Annotated in this window: 23 protein-coding genes and 2 pseudogenes; 9 read left to right on the plus strand and 16 right to left on the minus strand. The window is 67.1% G+C overall.

Translation table 11 applies throughout. The features are described from left to right. Positions 1–29 precede the first annotated feature (29 nt). The 7 genes from DMA15_RS16670 to DMA15_RS16700 form a co-directional block, all read right to left on the minus strand. Positions 30–1,718 (minus strand): DoxX family protein, encoded by a 1,689-nt coding sequence (locus DMA15_RS16670; protein ID WP_240659828.1) that lies wholly within the window; start codon positions 1,716–1,718, stop codon positions 30–32. 163 nt (positions 1,719–1,881) lie between these two features. Next, entirely contained in the window at positions 1,882–2,826 is a 945-nt protein-coding gene (gene rlmB / locus DMA15_RS16675; protein WP_125513605.1) for a 23S rRNA (guanosine(2251)-2'-O)-methyltransferase RlmB, read from the minus strand. 105 nt (positions 2,827–2,931) lie between these two features. After that, entirely contained in the window at positions 2,932–4,332 is a 1,401-nt protein-coding gene (cysS, locus tag DMA15_RS16680; RefSeq protein ID WP_125513607.1) for a cysteine--tRNA ligase, read from the minus strand. 103 nt (positions 4,333–4,435) lie between these two features. Next, positions 4,436–4,840, minus strand: coding sequence for a PPOX class F420-dependent oxidoreductase (locus DMA15_RS16685; RefSeq protein ID WP_125513608.1), 405 nt, complete (start codon positions 4,838–4,840; stop codon positions 4,436–4,438). Positions 4,841–4,914: 74 nt separating this feature from the next. Next, complete coding sequence (gene ispF, locus DMA15_RS16690; protein WP_125513610.1) at positions 4,915–5,415, minus strand: 2-C-methyl-D-erythritol 2,4-cyclodiphosphate synthase; 501 nt, start codon at positions 5,413–5,415, stop codon at positions 4,915–4,917. After that, positions 5,405–6,136: a 2-C-methyl-D-erythritol 4-phosphate cytidylyltransferase gene (ispD, locus tag DMA15_RS16695; protein WP_125513612.1), complete on the minus strand. Its 732-nt coding sequence runs from the start codon at positions 6,134–6,136 to the stop codon at positions 5,405–5,407. The genes ispF and ispD overlap by 11 nt, the downstream gene beginning before the upstream one ends. A gap of 209 nt (positions 6,137–6,345) precedes the next feature. Further along, positions 6,346–6,828, minus strand: coding sequence for a CarD family transcriptional regulator (locus DMA15_RS16700; protein ID WP_003953493.1), 483 nt, complete (start codon positions 6,826–6,828; stop codon positions 6,346–6,348). 603 nt (positions 6,829–7,431) lie between these two features. On the opposite strand from DMA15_RS16700, the gene DMA15_RS16710 reads away from it, so the two are divergent. Then, the gene (locus DMA15_RS16710) at positions 7,432–8,178 is read left to right on the plus strand and encodes a DUF461 domain-containing protein (RefSeq protein WP_125513614.1); all 747 of its coding nucleotides are present in this window, start codon (positions 7,432–7,434) and stop codon (positions 8,176–8,178) included. A 73-nt stretch (positions 8,179–8,251) separates the two neighbouring features. Here DMA15_RS16710 and DMA15_RS16715 read toward each other — a convergent pair whose 3' ends face one another. Then, complete coding sequence (locus DMA15_RS16715) at positions 8,252–8,932, minus strand: response regulator transcription factor (protein WP_030682312.1); 681 nt, start codon at positions 8,930–8,932, stop codon at positions 8,252–8,254. After that, positions 8,929–10,203, minus strand: a complete 1,275-nt coding sequence (locus DMA15_RS16720; RefSeq protein WP_125513615.1) for an ATP-binding protein — start codon at positions 10,201–10,203, stop codon at positions 8,929–8,931. Before DMA15_RS16720 ends, DMA15_RS16715 begins: the two co-directional genes overlap by 4 nt. A 274-nt stretch (positions 10,204–10,477) precedes the next feature. On the opposite strand from DMA15_RS16720, the gene phoU reads away from it, so the two are divergent. The 3 genes from phoU (at position 10,478) to DMA15_RS16735 (ending at position 13,996) form a co-directional block, all read left to right on the plus strand. Next, complete coding sequence (gene phoU / locus DMA15_RS16725) at positions 10,478–11,173, plus strand: phosphate signaling complex protein PhoU (RefSeq protein ID WP_125513617.1); 696 nt, start codon at positions 10,478–10,480, stop codon at positions 11,171–11,173. Between the two features lie 438 nt (positions 11,174–11,611). Then, a complete protein-coding gene (locus DMA15_RS16730; protein WP_125513619.1) occupies positions 11,612–13,597 on the plus strand; it encodes a WD40 repeat domain-containing protein in 1,986 nt (661 codons plus the stop codon). A gap of 183 nt (positions 13,598–13,780) precedes the next feature. Then, positions 13,781–13,996: a hypothetical protein gene (locus tag DMA15_RS16735; RefSeq protein WP_125513620.1), complete on the plus strand. Its 216-nt coding sequence runs from the start codon at positions 13,781–13,783 to the stop codon at positions 13,994–13,996. Between the two features lie 284 nt (positions 13,997–14,280). On the opposite strand, the gene DMA15_RS16740 is transcribed toward DMA15_RS16735, so the two are convergent. Next, positions 14,281–14,595 (minus strand): hypothetical protein, encoded by a 315-nt coding sequence (locus DMA15_RS16740; RefSeq protein ID WP_125513622.1) that lies wholly within the window; start codon positions 14,593–14,595, stop codon positions 14,281–14,283. 452 nt (positions 14,596–15,047) lie between these two features. On the opposite strand from DMA15_RS16740, the pseudogene DMA15_RS37480 reads away from it, so the two are divergent. Continuing rightward, positions 15,048–15,242: pseudogene (locus DMA15_RS37480) on the plus strand (cold shock domain-containing protein); the annotation flags it as partial. A gap of 33 nt (positions 15,243–15,275) precedes the next feature. Beyond that, complete coding sequence (locus DMA15_RS37485) at positions 15,276–15,959, plus strand: Shedu anti-phage system protein SduA domain-containing protein (RefSeq protein ID WP_346428947.1); 684 nt, start codon at positions 15,276–15,278, stop codon at positions 15,957–15,959. A gap of 73 nt (positions 15,960–16,032) precedes the next feature. On the opposite strand, the gene DMA15_RS16750 is transcribed toward DMA15_RS37485, so the two are convergent. From DMA15_RS16750 to DMA15_RS16765, 4 genes are all read right to left on the minus strand, one after another. Then, positions 16,033–16,824, minus strand: a complete 792-nt coding sequence (locus tag DMA15_RS16750; RefSeq protein WP_125513624.1) for a hypothetical protein — start codon at positions 16,822–16,824, stop codon at positions 16,033–16,035. Positions 16,825–17,382: 558 nt separating this feature from the next. Beyond that, positions 17,383–17,769: a hypothetical protein gene (locus tag DMA15_RS37490; RefSeq protein WP_125513626.1), complete on the minus strand. Its 387-nt coding sequence runs from the start codon at positions 17,767–17,769 to the stop codon at positions 17,383–17,385. Then, the gene (locus DMA15_RS16760; protein WP_125513627.1) at positions 17,760–18,191 is read right to left on the minus strand and encodes an ATP-binding protein; all 432 of its coding nucleotides are present in this window, start codon (positions 18,189–18,191) and stop codon (positions 17,760–17,762) included. Before DMA15_RS16760 ends, DMA15_RS37490 begins: the two co-directional genes overlap by 10 nt. 46 nt (positions 18,192–18,237) lie before the next feature. Continuing rightward, a complete protein-coding gene (locus tag DMA15_RS16765; RefSeq protein ID WP_125517832.1) occupies positions 18,238–18,645 on the minus strand; it encodes an NUDIX hydrolase in 408 nt (135 codons plus the stop codon). Positions 18,646–18,762: 117 nt separating this feature from the next. On the opposite strand from DMA15_RS16765, the gene DMA15_RS16770 reads away from it, so the two are divergent. Further along, positions 18,763–19,551, plus strand: a complete 789-nt coding sequence (locus tag DMA15_RS16770) for a GntR family transcriptional regulator (RefSeq protein WP_125513629.1) — start codon at positions 18,763–18,765, stop codon at positions 19,549–19,551. A gap of 362 nt (positions 19,552–19,913) precedes the next feature. Here DMA15_RS16770 and DMA15_RS16775 read toward each other — a convergent pair whose 3' ends face one another. Then, complete coding sequence (locus tag DMA15_RS16775) at positions 19,914–20,387, minus strand: hypothetical protein (RefSeq protein WP_125513631.1); 474 nt, start codon at positions 20,385–20,387, stop codon at positions 19,914–19,916. Positions 20,388–20,683: 296 nt separating this feature from the next. Between DMA15_RS16775 and DMA15_RS16780 the strand changes: the two genes are divergently transcribed. Next, a complete protein-coding gene (locus DMA15_RS16780) occupies positions 20,684–21,286 on the plus strand; it encodes a hypothetical protein (RefSeq protein WP_125513633.1) in 603 nt (200 codons plus the stop codon). Continuing rightward, positions 21,283–22,776, plus strand: a complete 1,494-nt coding sequence (locus tag DMA15_RS16785) for a hypothetical protein (protein WP_125513635.1) — start codon at positions 21,283–21,285, stop codon at positions 22,774–22,776. The genes DMA15_RS16780 and DMA15_RS16785 overlap by 4 nt, the downstream gene beginning before the upstream one ends. A gap of 29 nt (positions 22,777–22,805) precedes the next feature. Here the strand turns inward: DMA15_RS16785 and DMA15_RS37495 are convergent. Further along, positions 22,806–23,350, minus strand: a pseudogene (locus DMA15_RS37495) (GNAT family N-acetyltransferase); the annotation flags it as partial. Positions 23,351–23,533 lie beyond the last annotated feature (183 nt).

Here is a 23,533-nt window from a genome sequence, read left to right on the forward strand (position 1 = left end):
CGGGGCCCCTCCGGCGTACCACCACTGGATCAGCGGCCGAGGACACCGCCGAGGAGGCCACCGGGCTCCTCGCCCCCGGCGCCGCCGGAGCCGCCCGAACCACCGGTACCGCCCGTGCCCCCACCGGTGCTGCCACCGCTGGTCGCCGGTCCCGCGGTCGAGGCCGGCGGCGCCTGCTGCTGTTGCTGCTGCCGCTGGGGCGCCGACTGCTGCGGCGGGGCCTGGCCCGCCGTGCTGCTGCCCTGCGTCTGGCTCGGCTGCGTTGAGCCCGCCGTGCCCGTCTCGCGGACCGCGCCCGGGGCCGTGGCCCCCTGCGAGGGCCGCGCGGAGCTGCCCTGCGTCGGGGAGCCCGGCGAGGCCGAGGGGCTCTGCGCCTTGCGGTCCTGCCGCTTCTTCGCGGGGTCCCCGGGGAGCGGGGAGCCCGGCAGGTTGTTGCGCGGGGCCTCGCCGGGGCCGGGCACGGTGACCCGGTCCGCGTCCCGCACCGCGCCGCCGAGCAGCGAGCCGAGCAGCAGCGTGAGGCCGATCGCGACCGCGCCGACCAGAGCGCCGCGCCGCAGCACGCGCCGCCGCAGCTCCCAGATGTCGGCGCGCGGCCCGAGCGTGCGCCAGGCCTCTCCCGCGAGGCGGCCGTCCACGGAGTAGACGGGGGCGCCCGCGATGATCAGCGGCGACCAGGCGGCGAGGTAGATGATGTCCGGCGCGTCGTAGGCGGGGACGGTCTTCCAGCTGACGGTGACGATGAGCGCCGCGGAGAGCAGCACGCCGATGGAGGCGGCGACCCGCTGCCAGAGCCCGAGCACCGTCAGGAGGCCGACGATGACCTGGAGGAAGGCGATGCTGAGCCCGGCGCCCACCGGGTGCTGGAGGGCGAAGTCGCGCAGCGGCTCGGCCAGCGCCCACGGGTGCAGCGAGTTGAGCCACTTGACCATGGAGCCGCGCTCGCCGCCGTCGAAGTAGACGGGGTCGCAGAGCTTGCCCATGCCGGCGTAGATGGAGATGAAGCCGAGGAAGACGCGCAGCGGGAGGAGGACCACGCCGAGGTTCATCCGGCGGCCGGGGTAGTAGGCGTGGCGCACCGGGTCGGCACCGTGCCGCCGCTTGCGCTCCTCGGCCTCGGTCTCGGTCTCGCCGTCGGCGTACTCGTCGTAGCCGTCGTAGCCGTCGTACGTGTCGTCGCCGTACCGCTCGCGCTCTTGTGCGAGCCGCTCGTCGTAGTCGCTGCTGGGCATCCGCATCTGCGGCAGCAGCTGGGTCCGGGGGTCAGGGCCGCCCGCGCCGACGACGGGCGTCTCGGCGGTCTCGGGTCCGTCGTCGAGGTCGACGCGCGGGATGACCTGCGTGGCGCCGCCGTCGTCGTAGGGCCCTGCCTCTTCGGCCGAACGGCGCACGCTGCTGCCGCGCACGGCCTGCAGCAGTCTGATCGCGCCGGTGTCGTCCGGATCGGACTTCCCGCTCCAGACGACGGGCGCGCGGCGCTTGGCGGCCGCGCCCACGGCGGGGATCCGCACCGTCTCTTCGGGGAGGCCCAAGTGCCGTGAGATACGCGGGGATTGAATGCGCCCAGCGGCGGGGAGCTGCACGCGGAAGCTCGCGTGCGCGACGATGACCTGCGCCGGGTCGCTCGGCACCTTCACCATGCTCAGCGCGGGAGCTTCGTCGAAGCCTGACGAGCTTCCCCCTGTGGGTGTGCGGGGTGTTCTGGTGTCCACACTCATCTAACCGAGTGATGTGTGTTTAGGACACTGCCTTGACCACGCGGAAATGTCCGGACCGCGTCAAGAGATCCCCGTCAAGGGACCACACGGCCCGGACATCAGTACGCCCGGCAACACTTACGCGCACCGACCGGCAACGCTCACACGCGCCGGCCGGCACCACTCACGCGCGGCGCCGCGACGCCTCGTAAAGCACCACACCGGCGGCGACACCGGCGTTCAGCGACTCCGCGCCACCCGGCATCGGGATCCGCACCCGGAAGTCGCACGTCTCGCCGACGAGGCGGGACAGGCCCTTGCCCTCGCTGCCCACGACGATGACGACCGGGCCGCCGAGCGCCTCCATGTCGCCGACCTCCTGCTCGCCGTCGGCCGCGAGGCCGACGACGGTGACGCCCGCCTTCTTGTACGCCTCGAGCGTCCGCGTCAGGTTCGTGCACCGGGCGACCGGCGTACGCGCGGCCGCGCCCGCCGAGGTCTTCCAGGCACCGGCCGTCATACCGGCGGCCCGCCGCTCCGGCACGACGACGCCGTGGCCGCCGAACGCCGCCACGGAGCGGATGACCGCGCCGAGGTTGCGCGGGTCGGTCACGCCGTCGAGCGCGACGATCAGCGGGTCCTCACCGGCGTCGTACGCGGCGGCGGCGAGGTCCTCGGGGTGCGCGTACTTGTACGGCGGGACCTGGAGGACGAGGCCCTGGTGGTTGAGGCCGTTCGTCATCCGGTCCAGCTCGGGCCGCGGCGCCTCCATGAGGTGGATGCCGCCGCGCTCGGCCGCGAGCTGGAGCGCCTCGCGCACCCGCTCGTCGTTGTCGATGAACTGCTGGACGTAGAGCGTGGAGGCGGGCACGCCGTCGCGCAGCGCCTCGAAGACGGGGTTGCGGCCGACGACCATCTCGGAGGCCTGCTTGCCGCCGCGCCCCTTCTGCGCGGGGCGGCGGCCCGCGGCCTTCTTGGCCTTGGCGGCGGCGATGCGGTTCTTCACGTGCCCCTTGCGCGCCTCGGCGGGCGGCGTCGGACCCTTGCCCTCAAGGCCGCGGCGCCGATTGCCGCCGCTGCCGACCTGCGCGCCCTTCTTGCCGGACATGCGGCGGTTGTTAGCGGCCATGACCTACCTGTCTGTTGTGATGCGAGTGCGCGTACGTCCGTACGCGCGAAGGTGTACGTCTATGAAGTGTGCCGCCCAGAACGCCGGGCGGCACATCTGCGGGTGCTAACGCGGCCCGAGCGTCCAGCGCGGCCCGGCCGGGCTGTCCTCGATGACGAGGCCCGACTGGTTCAGCTGGTCGCGGATGGCGTCGGCGGTGCCCCAGTCCTTGCGGCCCCGGGCGGCCTCGCGCTGGTCGAGGACCATGCGGACGAGGGTGTCGACGACGCCGTGGAGGTCTTCGCCGCGGTCGCTCTCGCCACCGGCCCAGTGCGGGTCGAGCGGGTCGAGGCCGAGGACGCCGAGCATGGCCCGCACCTCGGCGAGGCGCTGCACGGCGGCTTCCTTGTCGTCGGCGGCCAGGGCGGAGTTGCCCTGCCGGACCGTGGTGTGCACGATGGCGAGCGCCTGCGGGACGCCCAGGTCGTCGTCCATGGCGTCGGCGAACGCGGGCGGCACCTCGGCGGCGGGCTCGACGGCCCCGCCCGCCTTCTCCACCACGCGCTGCACGAAGCCCTCGATACGGGCGAACGCGGACTCGGCCTCGCGCAGGGCCTCCTCGCTGTACTCGATCATCGAGCGGTAGTGCGGGGTGCCCAGGTAGTAGCGCAGGACGATCGGGCGCCACTGCTTGACCATCTCGCTGACGAGGACCGAGTTGCCGAGCGACTTCGACATCTTCTCGCCGCTCATGGTGACCCAGCCGTTGTGCACCCAGAAGCGCGCGAACGCGTCGCCGAAGGCCTTGGCCTGGGCGATCTCGTTCTCGTGGTGCGGGAAGATCAGGTCGATCCCGCCGCCGTGGATGTCGAACTCGCGGCCGAGGTACTTGTGGGCCATCGCCGAGCACTCCAGGTGCCAGCCGGGGCGGCCGCGGCCGAAGGGCGTCTCCCAGGCGGGCTCGCCCGGCTTGACCGCCTTCCACATGGCGAAGTCGCGGGGGTCCCGCTTGCCCGCGACGCCCTCGTCGGGCTGGCGCAGGTCGTCGATGTCCTGGTTGGACAGCTCCAGGTAGCCGGGCCAGGACCGCACGTCGAAGTAGACGCTGCCGTCGGCCTCGTAGGCGTGGCCTCGCTCGATGAGGCCGCGCATCATCTCGACCATCTCGGTGATGTGGCCGGTGGCGCGGGGCTCGTAGGTGGGCGGCAGGCAGCCCAGCGCGTCGTAACCGCTGTTGAAGGCGCGCTCGTTCTCGTACCCGATCGACCACCAGGGGCGGCCCTGCTCGGCCGACTTCTTGATGATCTTGTCGTCGATGTCGGTCACGTTCCGCACGAACGTCACGTCGTAGCCGCGGTAGGCGAACCAGCGGCGCATGATGTCGAAGTTTAGGCCGGACCTGATGTGCCCGATGTGCGGGGCCGCCTGCACCGTGGCACCGCAGAGGTAGATCGAGACACAGCCTTCGTGCAGGGGGCTGAAGTCACGGATCTGCCGGGCGCTGGTGTCGTACAGGCGAATCGTCACCACTCCAGGGTAGTGGGCGCGGGACAGTGCCCCACGCCCCCTTGGCCCACAGGGCACGGAACTGTGACGCGGGGCGCCCTCAGGCCTGCCCGCGGGCCCGCCCTCAGACCCGCCCCACGACCTTCCGCGCGGAGACCCGCACCACCACGCGCGGGGCGTCGTCCTTCGAGGCGGGGTTGAACTCGGCGTACTTCTTGCCCGTGTACTTCAGCGACAGCTCGTCGATGAGTTCCTGGCCGCCCTCGGTCGTCAGCTGTGCCGTGCCGCGGATCTCCGCGTACGTATAAGGCGCGTCGAAGGGCTGGAGCAGCACCGTCACGCGCGGATCGCGGCGCAGGTTCTTCTCCTTGCGGCGGCCGATCGTCGTGGAGAACAGCACGTCGTCGCCGTCCCGCTTCACCCAGACCGGCGACAGCTGCGGGCTGCCGTCGGGCTGGATGGTGGCGACGGTGATGAAGGACGGGGCGTCGAGGAGGGCTTTGAGCTGGTCGGACAGTGCGGCGGACATGGCTTCACTCCTTCGGGGACGATCGGCTGCGAGAGCCTCGCCGGTACGAGCCATACCCCTACCCGATATCGCCGTCAGTGCGACGTACGTACGACCAACGCGGTGGCGACCGCGGCGAGGCCGTCCCCGCGGCCGGGGAAGCCGAGGCCGTCGGTGGTGGCCCCGGAGACCGAGACCGGCGCGCCCACGGCGTCGGAGAGCACCTTCTGCGCCTCGTCGCGGCGCTTGCCGATCTTCGGGCGCGGGCCGATGACCTGCACGGCCACGTTGCCGACGGTGAAACCGGCGTCCCGCACGATGCGGGCGGCCTCGGTGAGGAGGGTCAGGCCCGAGGCGCCGGACCACTCGGGGCGGCCGGTGCCGAAGTGCGCGCCGAGGTCGCCGAGGCCGGCCGCGGAGAAGAGCGCGTTGCACGCGGCGTGCGCGACGACGTCGGCGTCGGAGTGTCCGGCGAGCCCCGGTCCCTCGTCCTCCCACTTCAGGCCCGCGCACCACAGCTCGCGGCCCTCTTCGAAGGCGTGGATGTCGGTGCCGATGCCGACGAGGGGCAGTACGGGGGCCGGCTCAGAAGCCATCGTTGGCCCTCCGGCGCGCGAGGACGGCCTCCGCGAGGAGGAGGTCGAGGGGGCGTGTCACCTTGAAGGCCTCCTCGTGGCCGGGCACGACGACGACGGGCAGACCCAGCTGCTCGACCATGCTGGCGTCGTCCGTGACGTTGTCGGTGACGCTCTCGTGGGCGCGTACGAGCGTGGCGCGGTCGAAGCCCTGCGGGGTCTGCACCGCGCGCAGCCTGGCCCGCTCGGGGGTGGCCACGACGGGCTCGGCCTCGCCGGGCGCGGCCGCGGGCTCGACCTGCTTGACGGTGTCGGTCAGCGGGAGCGCGGGCACCACGGCGGGCGCTCCTTCGCGCACGGCCGCGATGACGCCGTCGACCGTGTCGACGGGCACCAGCGGGCGGGCCGCGTCGTGCACCAGCACGATGTCGATGCCGGGCGGCAGCGCGTCCAGGCCGGCCCGCACGGACTCCTGGCGGGAGTCACCGCCGGGCACGACGAGGAAGTCGGTGCGCTCGGGCAGCGCGTGGTCGTCGAGGAGCGTCTTGACCTCGGGGGCGCCGTCGGGGGGTGCCACGACGATGACGAGGGAGACGGCGCGGGACGCCGCCATGGCGCGGACGGCGTGGATGAGTATCGGGGTGCCGTTCAGCGCGCGGAGCGCTTTGGGGGCGCCAGGGCCGAGGCGCACGCCCCGTCCTGCCGCGGGAATGACCACCGCGGTACGGGATTCGCTAGACATCGGTTCCGTTCAGGTTTGTGTGCTCGGCCGACGTGGGTATGGCCTCACCGTGTCGGGCACGACATGTCGACCGGACCCTTTCCGTGAATCCGATCGAGCCAGCTGCCCGAGCCCGGCACGCCAAACAGGGCTGAACATGCCGCAGCGCCCGGCGACTCCCCTTGAGGGTCAGCGGGCACCGCGGCATCATTGCGCCAGTGACGACGGCGTCAGGACGCGAGGACCTCGTCGAGCAGGGCCTCGGCCTTGTCCTCGTTCGTGTTCTCCGCGAGCGCCAGCTCGCTCACCAGAATCTGCCGCGCCTTGGCGAGCATGCGCTTCTCACCGGCGGACAGTCCACGCTCACGCTCCCGACGCCACAGGTCACGCACGACTTCCGCGACCTTGATGACATCGCCGGAGGCGAGCTTCTCGAGATTTGCCTTGTAGCGACGCGACCAGTTCGTGGGCTCTTCGGCGTACGGCGCGCGCAGTACCTCGAAGACCCGGTCCAGCCCGTCCTGACCGACCACATCACGCACGCCGACGAACTCCGCATTGTCCGCTGGCACACGCACCGTCAGATCGCCCTGGGCGACCTTCAGCACCAAGTAGGTCTTGTCCACGCCTTTGATCTGGCGAGTTTCGATAGCCTCGATCAGCGCGGCCCCGTGATGGGGATAGACCACGGTGTCGCCAACCTTGAACGTCATGTGACAGGTACCCCTTCCGTGGCTATCCATCCTAACACGAGAACCGCCTCTTCTGAATGGCGTTTTCGCAGGTCAGGGCATATCTCGGGGCTTGACAACAGCAACAGGAACGTGCTGCGGAGGGCTGTCGGAACGGGGTATTCGCAGGTCGGAGCGGCTCTCCGGGGAGGCGGAAACGCGGGCGTTATGCGCCCCTCAAGAGGCCCAGGAGGGGCCGAACGTCCCGGTTTGCGCGGTTCCAAGCGGTGAACTTTCGCTGCTCCGTTCGGAGGCCGGAGAGGCGTACCGCACTCCGTCGGACAGGATTCCAGAATTGATCAAGCCGCCGGATGATCAATTTCCCGGCTCCCCACGCATTCCTTACCGGAAATCCGCGAGACGTTCGGGGCGGCGCTCTTGACGGCGCTTATGTGAATGATGAACGAGGGAGCAATGAGACGGGCTCGCGGCCCCGAGGGGCGGGTCGGGTGCGGCGGTGTGGGAACGGCTCGGTAACCTAAGCGCGCTGACACACCCTTAGGGCGGCTCCACGGTCGCCTCAGGGCGGCTTCACGGCCGTCCGCCCCCTCCCGTATCGCCCACGTTCAAGGAGTAGCCGCCGCCGTGAGCCGCAGCCTTCGACGCGGCGCCATCGCCGCCACCGCCATCGCGTTCTCGCTTGCCTCGCTCGCCGCGTGCGGCGCCGGGAACAACGCTCAGACGCTGGAGGTCAAGCCGGACAACGCGGCCACCTCCGTCGGTGACATCAAGATCCAGAACGCCATGGTCATCACCCAGCCGGACCTGAAGTCCAAGGGCCCGGCCGTGGTCGCCGCGACGGTCTTCAACGCCGGCACGACCGCCCAGAGCCTGGAGTCGATCACGGTCGACGGCACCGGCAAGAAGGCCAAGATCACGCCCGCGAAGGACGACAAGACGTCCAAGCCGAACCAGCTGACCATCCCGGCCGGCGGCTCCGTCGTCATCGGCGGCAAGGACAACGCCTCGGCCGTCCTGCCCAGCAGCCGCGACGCCGTCAAGGACGGCAACGCGCAGCGGATCACCTTCGCCTTCAGCGAGACCGGGAACGTGAAGCTCAAGGCGTTCGTCGTGCCCGCCGAGGGCTACTTCAAGGAGTGGGGCCCGACCGAGGTGCCGCAGGCGCCGGGCGCCAAGCCGGGGCAGTCGGGCAAGCCGGGCCAGTCCGGTAAGCCGGGCCAGTCCGGTAAGCCCGGTCAGTCCGGTGAGCCGGGCGAGCCTTCCACGGGTGCCTCCACCGACCCGTCGGGCCACGCGTCCGGTGCCGCGAGCACGGACCCGTCGGGCTCCGCCTCGCACAGCGCGGACGCCGGTACGGGTACCGAGCACTGATCGACGTACGTATGAAGAGGGCGGGACCCCGGCCGGGGTCCCGCCCTCTTCGTCGTCAGGGGCCGCTCGCGGTTTACGGCTCGAACTTGTAGCCGAGGCCGCGGACCGTCACCAGGTAGCGCGGGGCGCCCGGGTCCGGCTCGATCTTGGCGCGCAGGCGCTTGACGTGGACGTCGAGGGTCTTGGTGTCGCCCACGTAGTCCGCGCCCCAGACGCGGTCGATGAGCTGCATCCGGGTCAGGACGCGGCCCGCGTTGCGCAGGAGCATCTCCAGGAGGTCGAACTCCTTCAGCGGCAGGTCGACCTTGGAGCCGGAGACCGTGACCACGTGGCGGTCGACGTCCATGCGGACGGGGCCCGCCTCCAGGGCCTGCGGGGTGACCTCCTCCGGCTCGCCCCGGCGGCGCAGGACCGCGCGGATGCGGGCGACCAGTTCGCGCGAGGAGAAGGGCTTGGTGACGTAGTCGTCGGCTCCTATTTCGAGGCCGACCACCTTGTCGATCTCGCTGTCCTTGGCGGTGACCATGATCACCGGGACGTTGGAGCGGCTGCGCAGCTGGCGGCAGACCTCGGTGCCGGGCAGGCCGGGCAGCATCAGGTCGAGCAGGACGAGGTCGGCGCCGTTGCGCTCGAATTCGTCGAGTCCGTCCGGGCCGGTGGCCGCGATGGCGACCTCGAAGCCCTCTTTGCGGAGCATGTAGGACAGAGCGTCGCTGAAGGATTCCTCGTCCTCGACGACGAGCACTCGGGTCACGGAAGGACCTCCGGGGCAGGAATGGGTTCGTACGTAGTGGTCGCGGCGGACGCGGGGGCGCCATCGGGGACGGCGTGCTCCGCGCTGGGTCCGCCGCCGTGACGTGATCCGCGTTCGCGGTGCGCGGCCGCCTCCGGCAGCCGCAGGGTGAAGGTGGAGCCCTGTCCCTCGGAGCTCCACACGGTGACCTCTCCGCCGTGCGAGGCGGCGACGTGCTTGACGATGGCGAGGCCGAGGCCGGTGCCGCCGGTGGCCCGGGAGCGGGCCGGGTCGACGCGGTAGAAGCGCTCGAAGATGCGCTCCTTGTCCTTGTCGGAGATGCCGATGCCCTGGTCGGTGACCGCGACCTCGATGAGGTCCCCGCCGGGTGCGGTGACCCGGCGGGCGGCTATCCCCACCCGGGTGCGGGCGGGGCTGTAGTTCACGGCGTTCTCGACGAGGTTGCCGAGGGCCGCGGCGAGCTGGCCGCGGTTGCCCCAGATCTGGAGCTCGGCGGTCCCCCCGGCGGCCAGGGTGATCTGCTTGTGGGAGGCCTGGTGGCGGCTGCGGTCGATCGCCTCCGCCACCAGTTCGTCGACGCGGACGGGCTCGGCGTCCTCCAGGGGGTCGTCGTTCTGGACGCGGGAGAGGTCGATCAGCTCCTGCACGAGGTTGGTGAGGCGGGTCGCCTCGATCTGCATGCGGCCCGCGAAGCGTTCGACCGCCTCGGGGTCGTCGGAGGCGTCCATGACGGCCTCGGAGAGGAGGCTGAGGGCGCCCACGGGGGTCTTCAGCTCGTGGGACACGTTCGCCACGAAGTCGCGGCGTACGGCCTCGATGCGGCGGGCCTCCGTGAGGTCCTCGACCAGGAGCAGCACGAGCCGGGAGCCGAGGGGGGCCACCCGGGCCGAGACCGCGAGGGCCTCGCCGCGGCCGGTGCCGCGCCGGGGGAGGTCCAGTTCGACCTGGCGTATCTCCCCGTCGCGGCGGGTGTCGCGGGCCATCTGGAGCATCGGCTCGACGGCGAGCTTGCCGCCGCGGACGAGTCCGAGCGCGTACGCCGCCGAGCTGGCCTTGACCACGCTGTCGGCCTCGTCGAGTACGACCGCGGAGGAGCGCAGCACGGAGAGGACCGTGTCCACGCCGGGTGGCAGGACGGGGTCCGTGTGCAGGGAGGTCCGGGTGGGGCGTTTCTGTTCGCGCTCGCTCCAGCGGAACGCCAGCATGGCGATGACGCCGGTGCACACCCCGGCGATCGCTGCAGCTGCGGCGACCGCCGCGTTCACGTCCATGCGTCCAGGTTATGCGCCGGGTCGGTGTCGGCCACAGCCAAACGGGTGCCGCCTCGAACACTCGTCGCTCAGAGTTCACCATGGGGACGGCACCGGTTCATTTCCCCCGGTCGGGGCGGGGCGGGCCCGTTCGGAGGTGTCGTACCGCGTCGCCCACAGTTCACCTTGATGACGGTGGCGGTTCATTCGGGGTGCCGGAAACGGACGGTTAAGGGCCGCACCGTGGGAGCGTAGGGGCCAGCCCCCTGAGACGTACCGAGAGAGGGACAGCCACATGCGGGACGCGTACCACGAGGAACTTGACTCGATCGGCGAGAGCCTGGTCGAGATGGCCCGCCTGGTCGGGTCCGCGATCGGGCGCGCCACGACGGCCATGCTCGACGCCGATCTGAAGCTGGCCGAGAGCGTGATCGCCGCCGACCAGAAGGTCGACGATCTCCAGCACGAGCTGGAGGCGCGGGCGATAGCCCTGCTCGCGCGGCAGCAGCCGGTCGCCACGGATCTGCGCATCGTCGTGACCTCGCTGCGGATGAGCGCCGACCTGGAGCGCTCGGGCGACCTCGCCCAGCACGTCGCCAAGCTGGCCCGGCTGCGCTTCCCGGACTCGGCGGTGCCGCGGGACCTGCAGGCCACGATCCTGGAGATGGGCCAGCTCGCGCAGCGCCTGATGGCGAAGGCGGCGGAGGTCATCATCACCAAGGACGTCGATCTCGCGCTCCAGCTGGAGCAGGACGACGACGAGATGGACCAGCTGCACCGCACGCTCTTCCAGCACCTGATGGACGACCGCTGGAAGCACGGCATCGAGACGGCCGTCGACGTGACGCTGCTCGGCCGCTACTACGAGCGCTTCGCGGACCACGCGGTCTCGGTCGCGAAGCGGGTCGTGTACCTGGTCACGGGCGAGCACGCGGACGAGATCCAGGCGTCGGGGCCGGGGGCGGGCTCCGCGTCGGTGGAAGGGGCCTAGGTCTTCCTCGCCGCGCGCGCGTGCCCCGCACGGGATCGATTGCCGTGCGGGGCACGTGTGTTTCTGTCGGGCGTCAGCCGCAGCCGCCGCCGCACTGGCATGAGCCGCCGGACTGACAGCCGCACGAGCAGCCGGGGCCGCAGCTGCAGTTCATCTCTATGACTACGGGCGTGGGGGACTCGGCCATGGGTCTCCTCCTCGAAGGCGTACGGAACGCACTTGCCTGCGCCCATTCCAACCCCGCCGGGCAGGGCGCATCAACGGCGCACGCGCGCTTATCTCGTTTCGGGCCCCGGTCGGCCCCGGGGGAGAGCCACCTCGTAAAACTCCCTCCGCTCCCTCCACTCCTGTCACAGACATGCCATAGCCTGCGCTGTGAACGGGGGTTCCGGGCCCGGGCACACGGCCCGGGCCTTCCATGTGGGGGGTCACATCAACGTGCGTACGCGCACCCTCTCGACCGCGACGGCGCTCGCGGTCCTCTTCAGCTCGGCGGCGCTTGTCGCCGTCGCGTCCGGTCCGGCCGCGGCCGACTCCGACAAGCTCCTGGACGTGCGGTCGGCCGGTGACGTCCTGGTCGACGGCGAACACCGGCGCGTCTACGTGTCCGACCCCAAGGGCGGCAAGATCGTCGTCACGGACTACGCGGGCACCGCCAAGGCCACCCTGGACGGGCTGCCGGACGTCGAGGGCCTCGCGCTCTCGCCCGACTCCGGCCAGGTGTACGCGGCGGTCGCGGGCCTGAACCGGATCGTCTCCGTGGAGACGGCCTCGTACTCCCAGACCGCCAGTCACGCCCTCGGCGGTGCCGAGAAGCCGCGCACGCTGGCGTGGGCGAGCGGCAAGCTCTGGTTCGGCCACGGGCGCTCCGGCGAGGGCGGCATCGGCTCGCTGGACCTCTCCGGGAGCGAGCCGGTCGTGGCGCTCGGCCAGGAGGGCGAGGCGGACTTCTACGGCGCGCCCGAGCTGGGCTCCGACCCCGATTCGGGTGTGCTCGTCGCCGGTGAGAAGGAGACCAGCAGCGACGCCCTCGCGGTGTACGACGTCTCGGGCGCGAAGCCGGAGCTGCGGGTCAACAAGTCGGTGGAGGGCAGCTTCTTCGACGACATCGCGGTCTCCCCCGACGGCACGCAGATCATCACGGCGAGCGGCGCCCCGTACTACCACCCGGTGTACTCCACGAAGGACCTGTCCCCCCTGGGCCGCTACGACTCCGGGGCCTACGGCGCGGCCGTGGACATCGCCCCCGACGGCACCGTGGCGGCGGGCACCTCCTCCTCGTACGGGCCGGACGTGCACATCTACCGGCAGGGCAAGTGGTCCAAGGTGCGGGAGTACGACTTCCCGAACACCGGGCAGACCAGCGGCGCGGACACGCTCGCCGAGGGCGGTCTTGCCTGGGCACCGGACGGCAGCCGGCTCTTCGCGGTCTCCTCGAACAGCGAGGGCGTCTTCTCGCTGCGGGTCCTGACCGACCCGGCCAAGTCGCTGCCCACGCTCACGGTCGAGGCGCCCGCGAAGGCGCCCCGGGCCAAGCCGCTCACCGTCAAGGGCAAGCTCACCGGATCCGGCCTCCCGGCCGGCACCGAGCTGACCGTGGTCCGCAAGGACGTCGAGTCCCGCGACGGCAAGGCGCTGCCCCCGGTCAAGACCAAGGCGGACGGCTCGTACTCCTTCACCGACAGCCCGCCGGCGGGCGGCAAGGTGACGTACGAGGTCGCGTACGGGGGTGACGCCACGCACGCGGCGGCCTCCGCGTCGGACACGGTGGAGGTCTCGCGCACCAAGACGACCCTGACCCTCGACAAGAACGGCAAGGTCTACGGCTACGGCGCGGACGTCTCCTTCACGGCGCACCTCGGTACGACGTACAAGAACCGCACGGTCGAGATCTGGGCGGACCCCTACGGCGCCGACAAGCCCAACAAGCTGGTCAAGAAGGGAGCCGTCGACTCGCACGGCGACCTGAGGGCCACGGTCGACATGAAGCGCGACACGAAGGTCACGGCCGTCTTCTCCGGGGACGCGCGCTCGGCCTCCGCGAAGGCGACGTCGACCGCGTACGCCAAGGTCAAGATCTCCAGCTCCGTCTCCCAGCACTACAAGACGGGCAAGATCGGCTCGACGAAGTACCACTACTTCCACAAGAACACCGATCCGGTGCTCGCCACGACGATGACGTACTACGAGGGCCGCAAGCAGCGCTTCGAACTCCAGGTCTACGGCCCGGACCGCAAGTGGCACACCACGGGCTCGGAGTACTTCAAGCTCGGCACCTCCGGCAAGTCCACGGTCCGCCTGGAGGCCCCCGGCGAGTCGGGCATCCGCGCGCGGATCCGCTCGTCGTACGTGAACGGCACGTCGGGGGACAACGTGAACTCGACGACGCACGGGGCGTGGAAGTACCTGAACTTCACGAGGTAGCGCGGCTGTTGGCGGGGCGGCGGCCTCCTGGCGTACAGGTCTCTTGGCATAGGCGGCCCGCACGTGCTGATTCGGTCGCGGATGCGCGCTTTACTGCCAAGTGAGGGGGACTGGGCGGCCGTCGCGGGGGTCTTCGGGCTACACAGGGAGGTCGGGACGTTCTCGCGCGAGGGGGTCTGGCCGATGGTGCTGACGATCAACGTGGCGGTTCTCCTGGCTGTCGTCATCATCCTTCGCCTCCGAAGACGCACCGAGGCCAGGAGCCGCAACGACGAGCAGCTGACGGTGGTCATCGTCCTCGTCTTCGGCGTACTGATCGCCCCGACGGGCTTCGGCCAGTGGATCCTGGACGTGGTCGGTGAACTGGCCCAGGGGATCTCGGACTCGGGGAGTCCGTGAGCCGGCGGCCGGAGTGCCGGCCGCCGGAACGCCGGGAAGCCCCCGGCCCGCGAGCTGGTCGCCCCCCGCCGCTAAAAACCCCCGCCCCGCGATGACTCGCGGGGCGGGGGCGTAATGGTGCGCGTTACTTCTTCTTGCCCTGGGTGTTGTCGGGGATCTTGGTGACCTGGGTTCTTGCTGGTCAGGGGTCGTGGGCTCGCGCGCTTGGTGGTCGTCGTTGGTCGTCATTGGCCACTGTCGAGCTCCCTCGGACGGCCCAGGGACGGCCCAAGTAGCTAGCCGACTCAGACCTCACTCATCCGGTATGGCTCAGGCAACGGCGACAACGGAACACCGATCACGCGGCCCAACAGGGCTCGTGCAACGGCATCGCGCTCCGAGTCCGGTTGGCCCGGTCTCATCGAAAGAAACAAGCGGTCTTGGGCGACGAAAGCAGCACCCGTGAAGCGTGGGTCGGTGATCGAAGACTGATCCAACGTGACGTCCAGCTCGGCAAGAAGCTCAGGTAGAGGGGTTTCGAGAAGGTGCTGAGGACTCAGCACCTTCTGGGCGTAGTCAGTCGTCCGCTTCGAAATCGGAGCTTCGTCGTGCCTTCTCACGGGCCCATTTCCTCGACTGGCCTTGAACGGGTCGCCGGAAGCCTCACCCAGCGACGGGCCAGAACAACATCACGCTGAACTATCCCCCCGCACCAGTGAGGGCAGAGACATCAGTGCGAGGACTACGCCGAGGTCATCAGCTTGGGAAGCTGCGATCACTTGAAGCCAGTTCGGTTGCTGACCTGGGCGAACGGCCAACTATCGGCCTCGCGGGCCACGGTTGCGTTCGCCGTGGTTCCCGCCTCATCTGGTGCGCATGTGGTGCGCACGTCTTGTGCGGGGCCCCCTTCGTCCCGAAGCAACTTGGGATGCTCCCTGCCCTTGGGTAACTAAGCATGTCACCTGCGCTAATGGTCTGCTGACGTCCACGAGCCCGGACGTTGTCAGCGGCGCGCTCTACGATTCCCGCGACGGAGTGTTGCAAGTGTCGGGTAGAGAGCATTGGGGGCGTGATGGCGCAGGGCACGGTGAAGTGGTTTAACTCGGAGAAAGGGTATGGTTTCGTTGCGGTTGATGGCGGTGCAGACCTATTTGTGCACTATAGCGTCATCGAAATGACGGGATACCGAAACCTCCAGGAGGGGCAACGAGTCGAGTTCGGAATTGAGCAAGGCGAAAAAGGGCCTCAGGCCTCTCGCGTAAAGCTTATGCAACATCCCGATGAGGATCCAGGCGAGGGAATGCCTGATAATGACGCTGACGCGCTCGGGCTTGAATTGATTGATGGGAAACTGAGGCTCGTCTCCGTCCTTCCAGACGGCCGTATCAGGATCTCTGGGACGCCCGGGCAGCTACATAGCTTCCTGCACGTTGCGTCTATGGAGTCTTCGGCGTGGAGATCGCTCGTTCAAGAGCTAGAGGACTTGATAAACTCAATGCACACGAAAGAGCGTGATCTGCAGAGCTTTTTTGAGAGGAACCCTGAATTTTTGTGCGGGGACACTTATGAGGAAGCTCGCCCTCATGTGGTGTTGAAGAGGGACAATGATGGCCCACTTATCCCCGACTTCGCCCTGAAGCCGAATAATTCCAACGCACTATGTGACTTGCTGGAGCTAAAGCTCCCGAAAACTAAGCTGCTTCGTGTGAGCAAGAATAGAGTGCGAGTGAGTTCCGCAATCATGGAAGCCTCTGCGCAACTGCGTGAGTATCAGGCATACTTCGAAGATTGCGATAAGAGGGCTGCGGTCGAGAATAGTTACGGGCTTCGATTCTTCAGACCGAGGATGATGGTCCTCATCGGGAAGCGTAGTGGTTATAGAGCGATCGACCTTCGCAACGCTGAGTCTGATCTTCCGAACCTTTCAATTGTTACTTACGATGACGTTCTTGAGCGTGCGCGGTCCCGTATCCGTAAGAATTGAGCCTATCCTGGTGTCGGGGGCTGGCCGCGACTGCAGGGGGAGTCGTGCAGCCGGTTCATAACGAAGTGAACTCCTAGGATTTCTGTTGCCTCTCGACCTTCTCAGTTTCATGAGAGGCAGTCCCCTCCGTCGGCTTCCGTCGATTCTGCCCGCCTTGAGGCCCCCACCGCCCGGGGCTGTACCATTTCTCGTTCTCAGTACTCCTTTGGGTAATCGAGAACTTCGACGCCACTTTCACGTCGAACTCCCCCACGATCTTCATCGCGCTTTCCGCAGTGCGCACATAGTCTTTCATCGTCGTCTTGTATGCAGACCCTTTGGTTAGATCTGTCTGCCCGGTGACATAGATGAAGCGTTGATCGATTACGCCCCGTTGATGGACGATTAGATTCCTGAGAGCCACGCCCTTTTTCAACTTGAGCCAATCAGTCTCTTCTTGATGCAGCTCTAGTCCGAGTCTCTTCTTGATATACTGTGCGATATCTTCGAGCCCCTTGAAGGATAGTTGCGCAACGCGCCTCTCTGCTGCCCAAGAAATAAACCCTTCAATGCTTTCGTGTTCCAACACATCCTCAAGAGTCACTTGTTCTTGAGTTCTAAGTAGCTCAGGGCGTGCAATTAGGGCGTCCGTGATGACGTCAGACACGTAACACAAGAAGTTCTCTACGCAGCGAGTCAGGCCTAGCTCGGCGCTGGCAGGCGTGATGGTTTCAACGGTTTCCCTCATGCGATCGCGGCGCTGGTGGAACTCCGGGAATAGAGCTTCGGGGCCGTCAGGGGCGATCTCTGAGAAGGCCGCGCCTAAACTTCTTAGTAAGCGCTCGTATTCTTGCAAGATCAGGCTTGCGGACGCGGCATGCTGCATGTCTCGCGCGTGCTGCTCGTAGAATCTACAAGCGGCCTCCGTTGCTTCCTTCGGGGTCCAAGTTAGAAAGTCCCGATCTTCCGTCATTTGAAACTCGCCCCTGCCTGTCCTACTTGGCGTTTAGATGCCGGTGCGGCTACTCATAGTGAGGGCTCTATCTTAAGGTGGGGCAAGCTTTTTTCGCGTGAACTTTGGCAGGAGCGCGTATGGTGAGCGGATGCGACCTAGGTCGGCGGAGCGGCTTTGGGCTGGAGCTGCTTTGGGGCGAGTGATCTTGGCCCCGTAAGCTTCCGGCGAGTCGGGCAGTCTGTGGACCTGCCCGTTAAAGCACGACGTTGGGGCCAAGATCTTAGAGGCTCGCCCCAAAGTGGCTGCGTAAAGCCGTGGAGCCGACCGCCCCAGCCACGATGTCCCGGAGGTCAGTTGGCCGCCAGCTCTTGCCGCGCGGCCTGGTGGACCGGGCCGGAGCGGGGCGGAGACAGGAGCGGCGGCCCGGGGAGCCGGGCCGCGCGCGGGGAGCGGAGCGAGCCGCCTTGAACCAGTAGAGAAAGTTGTAACTCAGTCCGATTGGTGGGGCTTGAAGTCGTGTGCACAGGCTGGAAGTTCGGCTACCTGGCGGTGGGCGAGGGGTAGGAAGACGACTGGTCGTATCGTCCAGGTGATTCGGGTGTCGGCGTGCGTCACGGAGACTCTGCACGGCTCCATGCGCAAGAGCGCTCTGCGGGTCTGGACCCGGCTCGCGTACAGCCATCCCCAGGCTTCGTCCGAAGCGTCGGCGTCCAGGGCCGGTGAGATGGTGCGGAGTGCGATCGCTACCCACCTGTCGGCCTGCGGTGCCGAGTAGGCGTCGAACGACGCTCGTAGATAGGGCCCGCCTTCGTAGCCCGTGACCGGTTCCGTCCAGCACTCGCACCAGTAGCCGCGCCGCGGCTCGCTCATCCGCATGGTTGCGCCCCTCGGCCGGCATCGGTGAAGAGCTCCGCGGTCACCGTGTGGCCCTTGTCGCTGTCGCGGACGACGACCCGGTGTGCGATCGCGCTGACCATGCCCAGCCCTCTGCCGTGTTCCGCATCCGCGTCCTTGTGCTCGACCTTCGGGGCGGTTCCGGTGCCTCCGTTGTCCGTGACCGAGAGGGCGACCATCTGCGGTGATACCTCGACGGCCAGAGAGAAGCTGCCCGACTGGCGACCGCTGGCCGTATGCAGGATTGCGTTCGCGCTCAGCTCGCTCACGATCAGTTCGGCGTCGTCCGCCAGGGGCGAGTCACGAAGGATGTCGCGCGTCCAGCGTCGGGCCCGGCTGACCTCTTCAGGGAAACCTGGGCAAGTGAGGCCCCAGACTCGGATAGTGCTCGTATACTCGTGCATACAAGTTCCTTCGTGCTGGTAGGCCGCCCTGTGCAGCGGGTTCGAGCTAGACGAGTTTGACGCCGTCGTGGGCGCGGATGGCTGGCGGGGACGTGGCGTCGAGTGCGTCCAGGACGCGGATCGCGTATGCCTCGTCGGCGAGTTCGGTGACTTCTTCGCGGGTGGCCCAGCGCAGAGCTCGGGTCTCGTCGCCGGTGGTGGGCGTGCCGTCGGCGGCCTCGCAGCGGAAGACCATGGAGACGATCAGGCCCGTCATGTTCTTGTAGATGCCGGTGAGGGTCGCGGGAAGTGCGATCTTGATGCCGGTTTCTTCGAGAACTTCGCGCTGCAAAGCCTCGGGGATGGTTTCCTCGCGTTCGAGGATGCCGCCCGGGGGTTCCCAATGGCCGTTGTCGCGGCGCTTGATCAGAAGGGCCCGGTCCTGGTCGTCGACGATGACTCCGGCGACGCTCACGGAGTGCGGACGGTCAGCGCTCACGTTCCTCGGCTCCCTCAACACCCTCTCGGATGACTAGGCTCACACCGTAGCAACGGCACTCGCCCACTTGTCTAGATATCTAAAGGAGTACGCGTGACCGCACTCCCGAGCTCGCTCGGTGCTGTCGATCCCACGAGCGACCGTGCGGTCTTCCGGCAGATCGCCGACCAGCTGCGCGAGGCCATCGACCGCGGGCGCTTCGCGGAGGGCGAGAAGCTGCCTTCCGAGGCCGAACTCGTCGAGCACTACGGGGTTTCCCGGATGACCGTGCGCAACTCCTTCTCTATGCTCCAGGGCGAGGGCCTGGTCCGCGCCGAGCACGGCAAAGGTGTTTTCGTGCGGACACGGCCGCCCGTGCGGCGACTCGCTTCCGACCGCTTCGCCCGTCGCCACCGCGAGCAGGGCAAGTCCGCGTTCCTCGTCGAGGCCGATGCCGCCGGCGGTTATCCGCAGGTGGACAGCCTGGAGGTCAAGGAGGAGAAGGCCACGCGGGACATTTCCACCCGGCTCGGCGGCTCCGTGCGGCGGGTGCTCGTCCGTCGGCGCCGGTACCTGCTCGACGGGCGGCCCGTCGAGTTCGCCACCTCCTACCTGCCGCTCGACATCGCACGCGGTACGCGGATCGCCGAACCCAACCCCGGCCCCGGCGGCATCTACGCCCGCCTCGAGGAACTCGGCCACCGCCTTGACCACTTCGACGAGGAGATCCGAGCCCGGATGCCCACCCCCACCGAGGTCAAGACGCTCCAGCTCGCCTCCGGCGTGCCGGTCATCCACCTCATCCGGACCGCGTACGACACCGAGAAGCGGGCCGTCGAAGTCTGCGACACCGTCATGGCCGCCGACGCCTACGTCCTGTCCTACCGACTTCCGGCCACCTGACCGAGTGCGAGTGATACGCCCAGGACGGCGTAGGCCCCCTGCCCGTGGTGAACCACGGGCAGGGGGCCTCTGCAGCTCGCGGTGGGGCTGCTTCCGCTTACTTCTTCTTGCCCTGGGTCTGGCGGGCCCGTTTCCCGCCCCTGGTCAGCGGGCCGCGCACCTCACCTGACCTGCCGTCGAGCCGTCGTTGTCGGTCGTTGGTGGTCGTCGTCGGTCGGCCTCGGAGGGCCCAGAGAGAGCCCAGGGAGGACCCGACGATGTCGCCTCGGGCATCACTCACGAAGAGGAGCAGCCTTCACCCGGCTTGCGGGCGCAGCTCTCCCTTCGCCCGCAGTTCCGCGTCATCACCGGCCCCTCTGTCGTCAATAGTTGCGATCCACGGCGAGGCCATGCTTGTCGTCCGTCTCTCCGTGGATCGTCACGAAGACTGCCGGCGGCTCGTCGTCGTCGCTCCGGGCCGTCTCTTCCAGAAGAGTCAGCAATTGCTCGGCCGCGTTCAGCTCGAACCACTCGCTGGCACCTGTGGCGACGGTTAACCACCCATCAGCAGTGGGCAGACCGAGAACGAAGACCTCTAGGACGAACTGTCCACCTGCGTTGTCGTCAGCTTCGCGCACGCGGGCGCTCACGATGTCCTCTCCTCGCACCCACGTGCTGGCTGCTGAGCATCGCGTGTCCAACCAGACGCGCGGCCTCTGGGCCATGAATGCGCCCTGGAGCACTGCGTATGTCACGGCCGCGAGACCCTCTCCAACTGCGTCTGTCAACTGGCCGTCGCCTGTCCGGTTCGCGGCACGCTTGGCCTGCGCTGCAGCTTTCTTCTCCCACTCCGACACGAATCGTCCCCTCCGCTGTGTGTCTGTCGGTCCTGCTCTCCCCACCACCGCGACCGACACACCTGTCGGGGGCAGCGATTCAATAGAGACCCGGTACCACGGGCGGTTTGCAAAGGCGTGCACTGCAAGCCCCAAGAAGCGCCTCTGGCCTGCCCTTTGACCCTCCTGCGGGAGCACACCCCCTTCGTGCTGGCCGCAGTTTGGCCGCCACCGGGCTCCATACTCCGCGTAGTTGACCGCTCTTGGAGCGTGACGAACCCCTGTCATGGGGGGCAGCTGACACGTATGGTCACCACATGCCGGGAGAAGATCTGCATGAGATCGGCGCCGACGGTGCCAGACGCGCGAAGGAGTGGCTGGAAGCCACCACGCGCGTCAAGGCCTCTTGGACCAACACGGACGCCAAGTGGAGCCGCCGCATGACATTCCAATGGCCGAAAGGAAAGCAGACCCAGTTCTCTCTAGATCTCGGCGGGCTGCTCTGCGGCGGTGAATTCGACAACGATATCTTCATGGCAGAATGCAAGAAATATTCGTCGCCGGGAGATCAGGGAACCCACTACCTCAGTTACCTTGCTAAATGCTATGTAATCGCGAGCAACCCGCAGTGTTTCGTTGACCACTTCATGTGGATCACATGGTGTCCATTCAATGTACAAGACTGGAACAAACTTCTTTCCAAGGAGTGGATAGAAAAAGCACTACACAAGCACAGCTCCGACGTTTTCGGCGACATTCCACCAGAGGAAGTCCAGTCACACATTGACAACGAACTTGTGGGATGGGTAGCCGACCGCCTATGGATGATCGTACTGTCTGACAAGCAAGAGCAACTCGTCATAACCCGCGAACATCGCGCACTTATTCAGAAGAATGAAGTACTGGAGGGGGTCCGGTGACCGTGACTGACTTTTCCAGTGCACTGCATGCGGCATTCGAGGCCCCGGATCCGCGTGAAGCAGTCAACCGGATCAAAAACGTCGTTGCCCATGAACTCGCGCAGACGGATACTCGCGCAACGGTCAAGAAGACTGACTTCTTTAACCATAGCTTCGCCCCAGACCTCGTACTCTCATGGCCAAATGAACGTGAACGTTTCGTTTTTCTGAAGTCTGACACACGCCCTGCGGTGCTCCGCGATGACGTCGAGACAATTCGCAAGCACGACCCGATCGTATTCGCTCTGGACCCTGTGAATGATAACCCACTGGGTATGGATGAACGGGGAGACTCGTCACGCGACGACGATACGCTTCTCGCAGATTCGCGTGGAATGGAAGTCTTGATTCAAAGCCGCTACAACGAACCGGTCGTGGGGCTCGCTTCGAGCGCGGTTCTTCAAGGAGGTCGAGGTCTCCTAACCGAGAGGGAAGCGGAGGCAATGGCTTCCAGCGTCGCGGCTGGTTTCAACGGCGCACAGAGGTTGGACTCAGGAGCGACGGCCGCCGCAGTTGCTCAGATTTCCGGTCACTTCGATAGGCGCCGGACATCAAGACTTCTTCGCTTCCTCGGTGCTGTGTGGGTGGGCTCAGGCGGAATGGCCTCCAATTTCCCTGGCGAGCAGGACATGGCAGGAGACCTCGATGGCACCGCGCTCGAATTCCTCATGGAACTACCGCCAATTGACGACTTCGAGTTTTGGCGCAGGATCGGCCGCCCTCTAACGCTCGAATCCATCTCCCGGCTGCACCTGGAAGACGATTCGGAAAACTTGCAATTTCTCGTTGGCAGTAACCTTGACGTGCTGCATGCGCGCGCCTGCCGAATCATCGAGCATCAGCAAGAGCTGGGGGAAGAAGAGAACACAGACTTCCGTTGGAAACTTGAAAGAGAGATGCTGTGCCTTCGCGGCCCTCGGTCAACTACCTATTTCGCAGGCAAGGTCGATGAGCTGAGGGTTGCAGCCCAAGAAGGGGACGGGATCTCGCTTCAAGAACTGCTGCGCCGATCAGAGGCACGCAGGATTCCGATCAGTGAACTTGAACTAGCAACTCCCACTCGCACCGTCTCTTATGCCACAGTCAATCGAGACGACGTTTCTCACGACGAAGAACTCCTAAAGCTCTCAAAAACCTTCAGCTCCACCGCATACGTACAGACAGCGGTCGCTTCGCTTTTTGGCTCTCGCCCCTTGGTTTGCGACTTCCCTAGCCGAACAGGAAAGGGAAGGACCGCAGCAAAGTTCCCGCTGGGAACATTCGCTCCGGTCGCACTGAGCCTGCTCACTTCATTGACGAGTGAAGAACGTTCGTCCCTCGACCACGTGACCCGGCACTACAGTGAAGAGCAAAGGCAGCCGGCTCTTTTCGAGGTTAATGAGATCAATGTCGCCCAATCAGCGTCTGAAATTGCGTATGGAGTCGCCGCGAGAAACGAAATCGAACCTTGATCTGACCAAGCTGCGAATGGAAGCCGTGCGGGCGCTGGCGTATGGTCCGTAAATCCATGATCTGCGGGTCGTGCGGGTCGCTGTGCAGGCCACCCGGAGACCCGTGGTCCGCCATTCACAGCGGTACCTTCCCGGACCGTACGGACGTACGTGAAGCCCTGAGTGAGGTAGTACCGCTCGGGCGACTCGTTTGTCGTCCACGCGTCCAGTCGGAGCCACCGACCACCCGCCCAGTGCGCGCGGTCACCCCCCCAATCGAGCAGCCGACCACCAAGGTTCTGCCCGGCGACTCGCGGGCGACGGTGAGCTTGTTGACGAACGTCGCCGGTTCGGTCAGTTCCTCGTCAGTCCACAGACCGTCTTCGGCGTCCGGGGTGAGCGTGATGGTGCCAGCGGTGGTGTGCCCGTCGCGAAGCATGAACACCGTGCCCACCTCGATCGTGGCCAGTAGCTTGTCTGCCGGGTACGGGCGGCTCCACTGGTCGGAGCCAAGGCCGCGTAGCTAAGCTGCGGCCTCCTCACGGAAGGCCAGCAACTTGGCTACGTCGTGCGGCTCTGCGGGGGTGATAATCACGTGTTTTCGCTCCGGGCGGCAAGGTCGCCGATCTCGCGGGCTAGAGCATCAAGGCCGTGAGCGAGTACCTCGGGCACTCCGCCCGCCGCAGGACCCGCTGCGCTGAGGTCCCACAGAGGGCCCAGGGCGTGAAAATGCCCCTGAGTCGCGCCGTATGCGCAGCTCAGGGGCATGATCGTAAAA

This window comes from Streptomyces sp. WAC 01529 (assembly GCF_003945545.1).
In the GTDB taxonomy this organism is placed as follows: domain Bacteria; phylum Actinomycetota; class Actinomycetes; order Streptomycetales; family Streptomycetaceae; genus Streptomyces; species Streptomyces anatolicus.